Below are 13,690 nucleotides of genomic sequence, written 5' to 3'. Positions count from 1 at the left end.
GGCCGCCGGCTCGCCGCCATTGCCGGTTCCTGAGCCCGGTGCTGCACCCATTGACCTGTACCGCCAGGAAGTCCCGGTGTGGTCTGTGTTGCCACCGGCGGCTGCGCAGCTGGCCCTGACGACACTTGGCACCTTCCATGATCGCCAGGGCGATCAACGCCTGCTGAACGAGACCGGCGCCTTTGGCGCGGGCTGGGGCCGGGTCTACGGGAAAAACTTCGAGCAGACCTGGGCCGGCACCGTCACGCCACGGCTCGACGGCTCGCTCAACGGGTTTCAGGTGGGCAACGATCTGTTCGGTTCGCAAACGTCCGGTGGGCAGACCCAGCGCACCGGTTTCTTCATCGGCCATAGTCGGTTGAAGGGTGATGTCGACGGTTTCAACCAGGGCTTCCAGGACAAACGTGCAGGTAAGGTCGAGTTGCAAGGCGATAGCCTGGGGCTCTACTGGACCCTGGTCGATCCCATGGGCTGGTACGTCGATACCGTGGCAATGTACACCTGGCTGAACGGCGAAAGCCGCTCCGATCGCGGCCTGAAAATCGACAACGATGGCCATGCCGTTACCCTCTCGGCTGAGGCCGGCTACCCCATTGCAGTGGCAGCCAACTGGGTGATCGAACCCCAGGTGCAAATCATCCATCAACAGGTTGATCTGAAAAGTCAGGACGACGGCATTTCCAAGGTGTCGTTCGATTCGGACGCTGCCTGGACCGGCCGGCTCGGCGCCCGGCTCAAGGGGCGCTACAAAATCGCCAACCTGCCGCTGGAACCGTACCTGCGCGTCAACCTGTGGCACACATTATCGGGAACCGACACAGTGAAATTCGACGACAGCACCGAGATCAACACCGAACAACGCACCTCATCGGCGGATATCGGCGTCGGCGCCATCCTGACGGTGGCGCCTGATGTCAGCCTGTACGTCAATACAGATTACAGCAGCAATATCGACAGCAACCCATTGCATGGAATGAGCGGCAACCTGGGAATCAGGGTGAGCTGGTAAGTCCGAGCAAAGGCTCTAGCTCGCGAGTTTTTTGACGTTTCTTCCAATAAACAAGCACTTAGGTATGCGACGTAAATCAGTCACTTATATGATCTGAAATACCCCTACCACTTATCGGCCATTTTCTTGACGCAAGGTCAGGGGTCCTCTTGACTTCACGTTACTACCCCGGAACCACCATCAGGACCAACCGTTAACCACCCGTAAAAACGGGCAGGAGTCGGCTTGCCCTAATTCTTCGGTCGCCCCTCACTCGGGGTAGGAGAGACGCCAAAGCGAGATACCGCATGCGATTGCAAGGTAGACCTCCATGAAAACTTCATTCACCCCTCAAGAGATCCGGATTAGTGTTTGCACCGTTTCAAGTACATTGCTGTTGTGTTCATCCATGGAAGTGCAGGCTTCCCCCGCCGAGGAAGAAACCACCCCCTGGTATCGCCAGGACATCCCGACGCTCACCCTGCCTGCACCGACCACCCCTTATCCCGGCCACTTCAGCCCGATTGCCGATATACGCAGTTCAAGCCTGACCGTCGCAGAGGCTGCGCCCGGGGCCTGGGATCAACTGTATGGCCAGGCCTCGCGCCAGGCGCAAACCGATGCCCTCGCCCAGGGTTTTTCCATTCCCGGCTCCGGCGAGCAAAAAAGCCCGGCGCTCCTGACCCTGCAAAGCAATAACGGCCACACCCAACGGGTCGGCCTGATCGGCGGTACCGCCGAGTTCCATGGCACCGGCAACGGCCTGCTGACCAATCGCGCGCAATCGGACCCGCGCAACGACACCCTCAACCTGCAAGGGCAGAGCCTCGGCGCCTACTGGAGCCTGACCGGCCCGCAAGGCTGGCACGTCGATCTGTCGGCCAGTGGGGGTCGCGTCAACGGGTTCAGTCGCAATGAGCAAGGCGCGAGGCAAGCCACCGAAGGCAGCGCGGTGACCCTCTCGGTCGAAGGCGGATTCCCGATTGGCATCAGTGAAAACTGGGTGGTCGAACCCCAGGCGCAATTGATCAATCAGCGAATCACCCTGGATACGCCCTATGCGGGTTCGGGCAACGCCTCCTCCAGCGAACTCAGCTCCTGGAGCGGCCGGGTCGGTGCCAAGTTGAAAGGTAGCTATGACATCAACGGCCTGCCCGTCGAACCCTATGTGCGAACCAACTTGTGGCACACGGTGTACACCGGCAATACCGTGACCCTCGACCAGGTCGACAAGATCAGCAGCAGCCGATACTCCTCGACGGTCGAACTGGGTCTGGGGTTGGTGGCCAGGGTGACGCCGACCGTGAGCCTGTACGTCAGCGCCGACTACAGCAGCGATGTGGATGACAATGATTTGAATGGGCTGATCGGCAGCCTGGGCGTGCGGATGCGTTGGTGAAAGAAATCTCCGGGCCCTTCGCGGGCAAGCCTGATCGACATACGAATCGGCTTGCCCGCGAAGACGGCTTGAATCAGCCCGCCGGCCGCAACATCAACACCGCCAACGGCGGCAGGTTCAGCACCAGCGACAACGCCTGGCCATGGCTCGGCGTTTGCTCGGTGGTTGCCCCGCCACTGTTGCCATAGTTGGAACCGGCATAGATCGACGAATCGCTGTTGAACACCTCGCTCCACTGCCCGGCAAACGGCACGCCGACCCGATAAGCCTCACGCGGTACCGGCGTGAAGTTGGCGACCACCAGTATCGGCTGGCCGTCCTTGCTCCAGCGCATCCAGGCGTAGACGCTGTTGATCGCATCATCGCCGATCAGCCACTGGAAGCCTTGCGGTACATCGTCCTGTTCGTGCAGGGCCGGTTCTTCGCGATACAGGCGATTGAGGTCGCTCACCAGCTTCTGCACGCCTTTGTGTTCGGAGTACTGCAATAGATACCAATCAAGCTGCTGGTCGTGGTTCCACTCGCGCCATTGGCCGAACTCGCAGCCCATGAACAACAGTTTCTTGCCCGGATGGGCCCACATGAAACTCAGGTAGGCCCGCAGGTTGGCGAATTTCTGCCAGCGGTCGCCGGGCATCTTGTCGATCAGCGAGTGTTTGCCGTGCACCACTTCATCGTGGGAAATCGGCAGGATGAAACGTTCCGACCAGGCATACACCAGGCCGAAACTGAGTTCGTTGTGGTGATGGGCGCGGTACACCGGATCCTGCTGGATGTAGTGCAGCGAATCGTGCATCCAGCCCATGTTCCATTTGTAGGCGAAACCCAGGCCGCCCTGTTGCGTGCCCTGGCTGACACCGGGCCAGGCGGTGGACTCTTCGGCGATCACCAGCGCCCCGGGGGCTTCCAGCGCGACGACGTCGTTAAGGTGACGCAGGAAGTCGATGGCTTCGAGGTTCTCCCGGCCGCCATGGCGGTTGGGCACCCACTCGCCGGCCTTGCGCGAGTAGTCGCGGTACAGCATCGAGGCCACCGCATCGACCCGCAGGCCATCGACGTGGAAATGCTTGAGCCAGTGCAGCGCCGACGCCAGCATGTAGCCGTGCACTTCGGTGCGCCCCAGGTTGTAGATCAGGGTGTCCCAGTCCTGGTGGAAGCCTTCCTGAGGGTTGCCGTACTCGTACAGCGCAGTGCCGTCGAACTGGGCCAAACCATGGACGTCGGTGGGAAAATGCGCCGGCACCCAGTCGAGGATCACGCCGATACCCGCCAGGTGGCAATCATTGACGAAGGCGGCGAACTCGTCTCCCGTCCCGTAGCGGGCGCTGGTGGCGAATTGCGAAAGCAATTGATAGCCCCAGGAGCCGCCGAACGGGTGCTCCATGATCGGCATCAGCTCGATGTGGGTGAACCCCAGGTCCTTCACATACGGAATCAGCCGCTCAGCCAGCTCCGGCCAGGTGTATTGCCGGGCCACTTCACCCAGGTCGTCCAGCTCGCACTGCCAGGAACCGGCGTGCAATTCGTAGATCGACAACGGTGCCGTCGGGCGCTGGCGCTCGCCGCGCGACAGCATCCAGTCCTGATCCTGCCAGTCGATCCGTAAAGGCGGGGCGACTTTCGAGGCGGTATCCGGTGGCAAGCTGGTGGCCAGCGCCATGGGGTCGGCCTTGAGCGGCAGGATCCCTTCCTTGCCGAGGATTTCGTATTTGTAGGCCTCCCCTGCCTGCAGGCGCGGGATGAACAGTTCCCAGACACCGGTGGGGTGGCGCAGGCGCATCGGGTGGCGACGACCGTCCCAGACGTTGAAGTCACCCACCACCGACACCCGCCGGGCATTCGGTGCCCACACGGCAAAGCGCACGCCATCGACACCGTCGACGGTCTTCAACTGGGCGCCCAGGGCGCTGCTGAGATCGCGGTGATTGCCTTCGGCGAACAGGTACAAATCCATGTCACCGAGCAGCGGGCCAAAACTGTAGGGGTCTTCGGCAATTTGTTCGCCACCGGCCCAGCGGGTGCGCAACAGATACGGCTGTGCCCGCTGGAAATGCCCGACGAACAGCCCTGGGGTCTGGGTCGCTTCCAGGGTGCCCAGCTCCTCCCCGGTTGCCTTGTCCACTACCTGCACGCTCAAGGCGCCGGGCAGATAAGCGCGGATGAATTGTCCGCCGGCACCATCGCCGTGGGGGCCAAGAATGGCAAAGGGATCGCGATGCTCGGCCCGCACCAGCGCATCGATATCCCGCGCCCTGGGAAGCAGCGCTTCACTGTGATGATGACCCTGTTCCTTGTTCGAGAAACTCATGACTACTCTCCACCAAGATCGGAAAAGGGTTTAAGCCCACTCAATAATCCATATAAACCGTGCAACGGCACGGGCAGCCAGCCGGGGCGATTTTCCGCCTCGTATGCCACTTCATACGCCGCCTTTTCCAGACCGAACAATGCCAAGGCGGCATCTTCGCCATCCGGATCTTGCCACGCATGGCCAAGCGTAGCTGCCGCCAGCCGATAAGCGTGGATAAATGCCTGTCTTGCCTCACTTAAATAGCGATCGCCGACCCGTTGGCGAGCTTCCTGGGCATTCGCTGTGTTATCAACGTTATGCACGTTGATGGTCATCGCCGCCGCATAGTCGAAAGAACGCAGCACGCCACTGACATCCTTGTACGGGCTGTGCTTGCCTCGACGTTCGGGCAGTGGTCGCGCCGGTTCGCCTTCGAAGTCGATCAGGTAGGCATCGCCCTTGATCACCAGCACCTGGCCGAGGTGCAAGTCACCGTGCACACGGATGCGCAATCCACCAGCGGTCTTTTTGGCCAGCTCCTGGACATGCCCGAGAATGGCCTTTTTGTTCTCCAGTAAACGGCTGACCAGGGTTTTGTCCGCCGGGTTCAGTTCATCTTGATGCTGCTTGAGCAACTTCAATGCATGCTCGATTTGTGCCACGACGTCCTTGCCCGTCGCCGATGCATCCTTTTGCGTGGTGATGTGCGGATCAAAGTCAGGGTTTTCGCTGGCAGCCGCCAGCACCTGATGCATTTCACCCAGACGCTGGCCGAGCATGGCGGCGAAATCCTTCAACTCGCCCAGCGCGTTGTAGTGCTGTTCCTGCTCGGACATGGCGTCCGCGAGTTCGTCGCGCAATGCCCGCTCCAGGTTGTTCTGAGTCCACTCCCAGGCATCGCCCTGATTACTCAAGTAGCCCTGGGCGATCATCAGCAGGTTGTCCTCGCCCGTCGCATCCCGCCGCACCACCGCCCCCAACAGCGGCGAGATATTGCCGAAACCGGCAGCGGTCAGGTAGGCGCTCATTTCCAGTTCCGGGTGCACGCCCGAGGCGACCTTGCGGATCAGTTTCAACACCAGGCTGTTGCCGACCACCACCGAACTGTTGGATTGCTCGGCGGACAGGTAACGCACTGCCGACTCCGCCGTCAGGCCCAGTTTGGCCAGCTCGGCCGTGGGTTCGAAACGGATCTCGCCGCCATCGGACGGCAACACCGTGTGGTTGTGCATGCCTTGCAACACCGCACGGATGAAGTTTTCCAGGCTGAAGGCATCCGTGATCAAGCCGACCTGCGGGCCACGGCGCACCCGCGACAGGGCCAATTGCTGGGGCAATGCCGTGCCGACCTGGTCTTCGGCGATGAAGCCGAACGGCAGTTGGTAGCGGCTGGTCTGGCCGCCGCCGGTGACTTCGATTTCACTCAGCAACACCGGATGCTGCGCATCGCCAAATCGCACACCGTAGGCCAGGTTGACCTGTTCGATGGCCGCGTCCTTGCCGGCGAACCAACGGCGATTCTGCAGCCAGTTCGGCAGGATGCCCTGCTCCAATGTGGTGCGTGATGGCGCTTCGAGCAGTTCTTCCATGCGCTTTTTCAGTACAAGCGTGGTGAAGTCCGGCAGGCTTTGCGCCGGTTCCACGTGCCAGCTCGGCATCTGGTTTTCCGCGGCGAGGCCGAACCAGTAGAAACCGTAGGGCGCCAGGGTCAGGAGGAAACTCAATTGGCCAATGGGTGGAAAGGCGTTACCGCCGAGCATCTCCACGGGCACCATGCCGACGTACGCCGACAGGTCCAGCTCCACGGCCTGGGCGCTGCGCGAAACGTTGGCCACGCATAGAATGATCTCGTGCTTGCCATCAGGGCCGGTGTATTCGCGGGTATAGGCCAGCACCCGGCGATTGGTCGGCGAGAGCATTTTCAAGCTGCCGCGACCGAATGCCTTGGACTGCTTGCGCACCGTCAACATGCGCCGGGTCCAGTTCAACAGCGAATGCGGATCGCCGGCCTGGGTCTCGACATTCACCGACAGATAGCCGTATTGCGGGTCCATGATCGGTGGCAGCACCAGGCTGGCCGGGTCGGCGCGGGAAAACCCGCCGTTGCGGTCGATCGACCACTGCATCGGCGTGCGCACACCGTCGCGATCGCCGAGGTAGATGTTGTCGCCCATGCCGATCTCGTCACCGTAGTACAAGGTCGGCGTGCCAGGCATCGACAGCAACAGGCTGTTGAGCAGCTCCACGCGCCGGCGATCACGCTCCATCAGCGGCGCCAGTCGGCGGCGAATCCCCAGGTTGATCCGCGCCCGGCGGTCGGCCGCATAGTAGTTCCACAGGTAGTCACGTTCCTTGTCGGTGACCATCTCCAGGGTCAGTTCATCGTGGTTGCGCAGGAAAATCGCCCACTGGCAATTGGCCGGGATCTCCGGGGTCTGGCGCAAGATGTCGGTGATCGGAAAACGGTCTTCCTGGGCCAGCGCCATGTACATGCGCGGCATCAACGGGAAGTGGAACGCCATGTGGCATTCGTCGCCGTTCAAGCCCTTTTTGTCGGTGTCGCCGAAGTACAGCTGGGTGTCCTCCGGCCATTGATTGGCCTCGGCCAGCAGCATGCGGTCCGGGTAATGGGCGTCGATTTCGGCGCGGATCTGCTTGAGGACGTCGTGGGTCTCCGGCAGGTTCTCGTTGTTGGTGCCGTCGCGCTCGATCAGGTACGGGATGGCATCGAGGCGCAACCCGTCGATGCCCATGTCGAGCCAGTAGCGCATCACCGACAGCACCGCTTTCATCACCTGCGGGTTGTCGAAATTAAGATCCGGCTGGTGCGAGTAGAAGCGGTGCCAGAAGTATTGGCCGGCCACCGGGTCCCAGGTCCAGTTGGATTTTTCGGTGTCGAGAAAGATGATGCGAGTGCCGTCGTATTTTTGATCGTCATCGGACCACACATAGAAATCCCGCGCGGCCGAACCTTTCTTGGCCTTGCGTGCGCGCTGGAACCAGGCGTGCTGGTCGGAGGTGTGATTGATGACCAGTTCGGTGATCACCCGCAAACCACGCTTGTGCGCTTCGGCGATGAAGCGCTTGGCGTCGGCCATGGTTCCGTAGTCGCTGTGCACGCCGCGGTATTCGGCGATGTCGTAGCCATCGTCGCGGCGTGGCGAGGGGTAGAACGGCAACAGCCAGATGGTATTGACGCCCAGGTCGGCAATGTAGTCGAGCTTGGCGATCAGGCCGGGAAAGTCGCCGATACCGTCGTTATTGGAGTCGAAATAGGATTTGACGTGAACTTGGTAGATGACCGCGTCCTTGTACCAGAGCGGGTCCTTGATGAAGGTGGCAGCCTTGGGTTTCTTCGCCATTTGAAACTCCTGTTGAATTCGAGGCCGATTCCCCTGTGGGAGCGACGGTGCGACGATTCGACCTGCTCGCGATGGCGATTTATCTGACGCATTGATGTTGGATGTGCCGACGTCATCGCGAGCAGGCTCGCTCCCACAGGTTTCGCGTCTTAGGGGGTAATTCGCCAGATCCCGAACGGCTGATACGCAGGATCAATGCGCATGAACTGGTGCTTGCCATGCCAGGTCCAGCGATGGCCGTTCATCAAGTCTTCGCCCTGGGTGCTGGCATCGTCCGGCAAGCCCATCTCCCACAGCGGCAACTCGAAATTCGCCTCCTGGACGTTGTGCGGATCAAGGTTGACCGCCACCAGAATGAAATTGCTGCCGTCGGGGCTGCGCTTGCCGAAATACAGGATGTTGTCATTCCAGGCGTTATACACCTTGAGGCCCAGATGCGAGTGCAGCGCCGGGTTTTGCCGGCGGATGCGGTTGAGCTGGGCGATCTCGGCAATGATGTTGCCGGGGGCATTGAAGTCCCTGGGGCGGATCTCGTACTTCTCGGAATCGAGGTATTCCTCCTTGCCCGGCACGGGCGCCGATTCGCACAACTCGAACCCTGAATACATGCCCCACAGCCCCGAGCCCATGGTCGCCAATGCCGCGCGGATCAGAAAACCGGGGCGACCGGATTCATGCAGGAACGCCGGGTTGATATCAGGTGTATTGACGAAGAAGTTCGGCCGGTAGCATTCGCGCCACGGCGATTCGTTGAGTTCGGTGAAGTAGGTTGCCAACTCCGCCTTGGTGTTGCGCCAGGTGAAGTAGGTGTAGCTCTGGGAGTAACCGACCTTGCCCAGCCGCGCCATCATTGCCGGTGTGGTAAAGGCTTCGGCGAGGAAAATCACCTCCGGATACAGCGCGCGAACGTCGGCGATCAGCCACTGCCAGAATGGAAGCGGCTTGGTGTGCGGGTTGTCGACGCGAAAGATCTTAACGCCTTCCTGCACCCAGCCAACCACTATGTCACGCAGTTCGACCCACAGGCTGGGAATCGCCTCGACGGCATAGAAGTCGACATTGACGATGTCCTGGTATTTTTTCGGCGGATTCTCGGCGTATTTGATCGTGCCGTCCGGCCGCCAGTTGAACCATCCGGGGTGCTGCTTGAGCCAAGGATGGTCCTGGGAACACTGGATGGCAAAATCGAGGGCGATCTCCAGGCCGTAATCCGCGGCCGCCGCCACCAGGCGACGAAAGTCTTCGCGGGTGCCCAGCTGCGAGTGAATCGCCTCGTGCCCGCCCTCTTCACTGCCGATGGCGTACGGGCTGCCTGGATCGTCGGGACCGGCGGTAAGTGAGTTGTTCGGGCCTTTGCGATAACTGCGGCCGATCGGGTGGATCGGCGGGAAGTACAAGACGTCGAAGCCCATGTCCTGGATCATCGCCAGCCGTGAATGCACGTCGTTGAAAGTGCCATGGCGCGCTGGATCGTCGGTGATCGAGCGCGGGAACAGTTCATACCAACTGGCGAACTGTGCCAGTTCTCGCTCAACATCGACCGGGTACTCGGGGCTCAGGCTCAGGTAGGCACGATGATCGGCCTGTGCCATCAACTCGGTGCTACGCGGGTGCAGAAACAGTGCAACCTGCTCGGTTTCGAGCAATCCCGACAGTTCGTGGTGCAACGCGGCCAATTGCTCGCTCAGCTGACCTTCGGCGCGTTCGGCGGCTTGCTGGACGTGCAGGCGACCTTCCTGCAGTTCAAGACTGACCGAAACGGCGGCGAGGTGTTTTTTTTCCAGTTCGTAACAAAAGCTGGCGAATTGATCGATCCAGGCCTCGATGCAGAACACATAGCGGCCCTGGCTCTGCACCCGAAAGCGGCCTTGCCAGCCATTGTTGCCCAGATCGGCCATGACCTCGCTTTGCCAGACCTCATCGCCCTCGGCCTGCCAGCGCACTCGTACCGCCAGCTTGTCGTGACCGTCGGCGAACACCTTGCTGGTCACCACCACGTCCTGCCCCACCACGGCCTTGACCGCAAACTGGCCACCTTCAAGGGTCGGCAGGGTGTTTTCGATCACGATTCGCGGCAGCAGCAAGGCCTGGGAAAGTGGCATGTGCGGGTTGTAGCTCAGTTCAGTCGGTTTTTCAGCCGTCATCGAGCATCACTCCTTTACGCCCCATGGACGCTCTTGTGTCTGATTGTCATCGCGCCGGGCGATTGCCCCTGCAATGAACTCACTTAGGTTCCGAGCGCCGGCCGCCGGGAAAAGTTCAGCGCGATCTGCCGGAATCAAATCCTGCGCGCAGTGGTCAACCAACTTAAGCACGACTCACGCCATGTGCCACTGGAGGCATCAACGATGAACAATCCATTCCCCGCCGAAACCCCAGATCCGAACATCGATGACCCGGTGATACCACCCACCGATCCGCAGCCTGTGCCCGAGCAGGAACCGCCAGGCACTAACCCGCCACCCCGGGAAGAGCCGCCAACGACGATGCCACCGGTGATTGTGATCCCTGAATGAAGACAGTTGAACGTTCCCCTTGCCACGCCGGGGGAACGATCGAAGGAAGAAACCGAATGACCTTTCCTGCAAGTGCGTAGGACCGGTCCTGAATTGGATTTTTTTGCCCCTGCGGCGCTTTACGGAGATCTGCCCAGGGCTTTACATAGCGACTACTTCACCCGCCTTGAGTATGGCCAGCCATGAACGCCCTATTTTTTAACGTCAGCAGATTCACAGAAACAGCGAGCGCACAGGAAAACGCGCTCAACCGTGAACCTATCGTCGACGGCTGGCCACACTTTGAAAATCTTCAACTACGAATTTCTCTGCTTCCAAACCGAACGCAGTCTTCAAGAGGACACTAGAAGCTCAATACTCAAGGAGCTGGAGAATCATTTACTACAGCGGGACTTCGACTACAGCCAGCATGAGCTCCCCGACTGTAGGAGCGAGCATGCTCGCGATAGGCGTGAACGAAAACGCTGGTAGCCTGACACCCCGAGGCGTTCTCTAATTTTTCGTCGGAACGCCGCCCGGAGCCGGCTCGTTCCTACAGTTGGTCTTTGTCTTTCTCCAGCATCTTCACGATACTGGGCATCACGCCAAGAATCAGCAACGCCAGCAACGTACTCAACACCGCCGTCGCCTCCCTCCCCAACCCGGCAGACACTCCAATGGCGGCGGTCATCCACAGACCGGCGGCGGTGGTCAGGCCCTTGACGTGGCCCTCATCGCCTTCCTGGTTTTTCAGGATGGTGCCGGCACCGAGGAAGCCGATCCCGGCAATCACGCCTTGAACCACCCTGCTCATGGCGTCGGCCTGGGAGCCGGACATCTGCGGCACGAGCACGAACAGCGCCGCGCCAAGTGCCACCAACATGTGGGTGCGCACCCCCGCTGCCTTGCCCTTGTGCTCGCGCTCGAAACCGAGAATGCCGCCCAGTACCGCAGCCATCAGCAGGCGCACCGTGATTCGGGTCAATTGCGAGGCATCGCCGATGTCGGCGAATTCGGCTTGCAGGGTCACCCAGACTTCATGCCACCAGGCGTTCATGGCGCGCTCCCTCGTAAAGAGCCTTGCAACGGGTCATGGAAGATGGACCGCACCGACCATTAATCAGTTGCACAGAACGATGGTCGGTGCCCGGAGCCTAACGCTTCATCAGTCCTGGAAATCAAGGATCACGTCATGACCGTACGCATCGAGAACCAGACCTGCTTCTTTACTACCGAAAGCGGCGAGGAAATTCGCCTGTGTCCCGATGTGACCATCATCACCGATGACGTTAAAGCCATGTCGGCGGTCGACCTCGAAGGACAGCGTATCTACATCACCGAAGCAGAAGCCGACGCATTGACCGTAGCAGGTGCGGTGGACGGTCGCCGGCATTTGAAGGCCACCGACAGTGGTTCGGTGATTTGACTGACCAGGATCAACACCCCCTCCGAAACGTCTGATACTGGCGCCCGGCCCTGCCGCGACAGGTGCTTCAACTTGTCGCAGGCGGGCTAAGCGCGCCCATCTGATCCGGTTTTTAAAGCAATACCTGAGTCTGTTATGCAAACAGATCGCCGCTCATAGTGCTCGTGCCTGATGGAGGCTGATGAGCGAAAGACCATGAGCGATAGAATCCCCGTCCGAACCCTGGAAAGCGCCCCCGTAGTCAAGACTTTCGAGCCTTCGCGTCCAAAGATGAAGGCCAAGTCCAGCGACAACCTGATCCACACCCGTAGCTTCACCGGCCTGTTCCGGTCCCTGCGCATCAGCGGCGCGGGTTTCCTGTTCCTGTTGTTCTTTGGCACCGTGTGGTTGAACTGGGGTGGCCGCCAGGCGGTGCTCTGGGATCTTTCCGAGAGCAAATTCCACATTTTTGGCGCGACGTTCTGGCCGCAGGATTTCATCCTGCTCTCGGCACTGCTGATCATTGCCGCGTTCGGCCTGTTCGCGATCACCGTGTTCGCCGGTCGCGTCTGGTGCGGCTACACCTGCCCGCAGAGCTCCTGGACCTGGATCTTCATGTGGTGCGAGAAGATCACCGAAGGCGAGCGAAACCAACGGATCAAACTGCAAGCGGCGCCCTGGGGGCTGAACAAACTGCTGCGCCGTTCTGCCAAGCACACCTTGTGGCTGGCCATCAGCCTGCTGACCGGCCTGACCTTCGTCGGCTATTTCACGCCAATCCGCCCGCTGGCCGAAGAGCTGCTGACCTGGCAAATGGGCGGCGTCAGCCTGTTCTGGGTGCTGTTCTTCACCGGTGCCACCTACATTAACGCCGGCTGGCTGCGTGAGGCGGTGTGCATGCACATGTGCCCCTATGCGCGATTCCAGAGCGTGATGTTCGACAAGGATACCCTGACCATTTCCTACGACGTGGCCCGAGGCGAGCACCGTGGCCCGCGCAAGCGCGAGGTCAAGCCAGCCGAGGTCGGCCTGGGTGACTGCATTGATTGCCAGCTCTGCGTGCAGGTCTGCCCCACCGGCATCGACATTCGCGACGGCTTGCAGATGGAATGCATCGGTTGCGCGGCGTGCATCGACGCCTGTGATTCGATCATGGACAAGATGGGCTACGAGCGCGGGCTGATCAGCTATACCTCGGAGCACCAGTTGCAAGGCGGCAAGACCCACCTGTTGCGGCCACGGTTGATCGGCTACACCGCTGTTCTGCTGGTGATGATCGCTGCGCTGGTCTTCGCACTGATGGAGCGGCCGATGGTGTCGCTGGACGTGAGCAAGGACCGCGGCCTGTTCCGCGAGAACAATCTGGGGCAGATCGAAAACATCTATAGCCTCAAGGTCATCAACAAGACCCAGCAACGCCAGGACTATCGCCTGGCGCTAGTGGATGGCGATGGCTTCCAGCTGCATGGCAAGACTGAGCTTAGCTTGGCACCCGGCGAGATTGTCGATCTGCCGGTGTCGGTGGCGATGACCACGGAGCGGCCGGCCAGCAGCTCGCAGAGCATCAGTTTCAGGATCGTCGACAGCGATGAGCCGGGCATCTTCAGCGTGGCCAAGAGCCGGTTTGTTGCGCCGATGAACCGTTAAGGCTTTAGACTGCGGTGCTTCTATCGCGGGCAAGCCCGCTCCCACAGGTACTGCATCGTCCATGTGGGAGCTGGCGGCTTGCCAGCGATGAAATCGCCACCGAT

9 protein-coding genes are annotated in these 13,690 nt (G+C 60.5%); 5 read left to right on the top strand and 4 right to left on the bottom strand.

Translation table 11 applies throughout. The features are described 5' to 3' along the window. Both PMI35_RS29020 and PMI35_RS29025 read left to right on the top strand, forming a co-directional pair. The coding region (locus tag PMI35_RS29020; protein ID WP_008055199.1) for an autotransporter family protein at positions 1–1,009 on the top strand (1,009 nt) is incomplete at its 5' end. Between the two features lie 310 nt (positions 1,010–1,319). Beyond that, positions 1,320–2,387, top strand: a complete 1,068-nt coding sequence (locus tag PMI35_RS29025; protein ID WP_008055198.1) for an autotransporter domain-containing protein — start codon at positions 1,320–1,322, stop codon at positions 2,385–2,387. A 73-nt stretch (positions 2,388–2,460) separates the two neighbouring features. On the opposite strand, the gene glgB is transcribed toward PMI35_RS29025, so the two are convergent. From glgB to PMI35_RS29040, 3 genes are all read right to left on the bottom strand, one after another. Beyond that, positions 2,461–4,695, bottom strand: coding sequence for a 1,4-alpha-glucan branching protein GlgB (gene glgB / locus PMI35_RS29030; RefSeq protein WP_008055197.1), 2,235 nt, complete (start codon positions 4,693–4,695; stop codon positions 2,461–2,463). A 2-nt stretch (positions 4,696–4,697) separates the two neighbouring features. Next, positions 4,698–8,039, bottom strand: a complete 3,342-nt coding sequence (gene treS / locus PMI35_RS29035; protein WP_008055196.1) for a maltose alpha-D-glucosyltransferase — start codon at positions 8,037–8,039, stop codon at positions 4,698–4,700. A 149-nt stretch (positions 8,040–8,188) separates the two neighbouring features. Next, positions 8,189–10,183, bottom strand: coding sequence for an alpha-1,4-glucan--maltose-1-phosphate maltosyltransferase (locus PMI35_RS29040; RefSeq protein WP_008055195.1), 1,995 nt, complete (start codon positions 10,181–10,183; stop codon positions 8,189–8,191). A gap of 204 nt (positions 10,184–10,387) precedes the next feature. Here PMI35_RS29040 and PMI35_RS34880 point away from each other — a divergent pair, with 204 nt between their 5' ends. After that, positions 10,388–10,555, top strand: coding sequence for a hypothetical protein (locus tag PMI35_RS34880; RefSeq protein WP_008055194.1), 168 nt, complete (start codon positions 10,388–10,390; stop codon positions 10,553–10,555). A 532-nt stretch (positions 10,556–11,087) separates the two neighbouring features. Here the strand turns inward: PMI35_RS34880 and PMI35_RS29045 are convergent. After that, positions 11,088–11,591, bottom strand: coding sequence for an MgtC/SapB family protein (locus PMI35_RS29045; protein WP_008055193.1), 504 nt, complete (start codon positions 11,589–11,591; stop codon positions 11,088–11,090). 135 nt (positions 11,592–11,726) lie between these two features. On the opposite strand from PMI35_RS29045, the gene PMI35_RS29050 reads away from it, so the two are divergent. Next, positions 11,727–11,960, top strand: a complete 234-nt coding sequence (locus PMI35_RS29050) for a DUF3203 family protein (protein WP_008055191.1) — start codon at positions 11,727–11,729, stop codon at positions 11,958–11,960. 195 nt (positions 11,961–12,155) lie between these two features. Next, positions 12,156–13,586: a cytochrome c oxidase accessory protein CcoG gene (gene ccoG / locus PMI35_RS29055; RefSeq protein ID WP_008055190.1), complete on the top strand. Its 1,431-nt coding sequence runs from the start codon at positions 12,156–12,158 to the stop codon at positions 13,584–13,586. Positions 13,587–13,690: the final 104 nt, after the last annotated feature.

The sequence above is a fragment of the Pseudomonas sp. GM78 genome, assembly GCF_000282475.1.
Taxonomy (GTDB): Bacteria; Pseudomonadota; Gammaproteobacteria; order Pseudomonadales; family Pseudomonadaceae; genus Aquipseudomonas.
This window is presented reverse-complemented; position numbering and strand designations above follow the sequence as displayed.

Bases quoted from the DNA above. Each gene is read 5' to 3' on its own strand.
- PMI35_RS29040 (WP_008055195.1), bottom strand. From the start codon at position 10,183: ATGACGGCTGAAAAACCGACTGAACTGAGCTACAACCCGCACATGCCA.
- treS (WP_008055196.1), bottom strand. From the start codon at position 8,039: ATGGCGAAGAAACCCAAGGCTGCCACCTTCATCAAGGACCCGCTCTGG.
- PMI35_RS29050 (WP_008055191.1), top strand. From the start codon at position 11,727: ATGACCGTACGCATCGAGAACCAGACCTGCTTCTTTACTACCGAAAGC.
- PMI35_RS29045 (WP_008055193.1), bottom strand. From the start codon at position 11,591: ATGAACGCCTGGTGGCATGAAGTCTGGGTGACCCTGCAAGCCGAATTC.
- glgB (WP_008055197.1), bottom strand. From the start codon at position 4,695: ATGAGTTTCTCGAACAAGGAACAGGGTCATCATCACAGTGAAGCGCTG.
- PMI35_RS34880 (WP_008055194.1), top strand. From the start codon at position 10,388: ATGAACAATCCATTCCCCGCCGAAACCCCAGATCCGAACATCGATGAC.
- ccoG (WP_008055190.1), top strand. From the start codon at position 12,156: ATGAGCGATAGAATCCCCGTCCGAACCCTGGAAAGCGCCCCCGTAGTC.
- PMI35_RS29025 (WP_008055198.1), top strand. From the start codon at position 1,320: ATGAAAACTTCATTCACCCCTCAAGAGATCCGGATTAGTGTTTGCACC.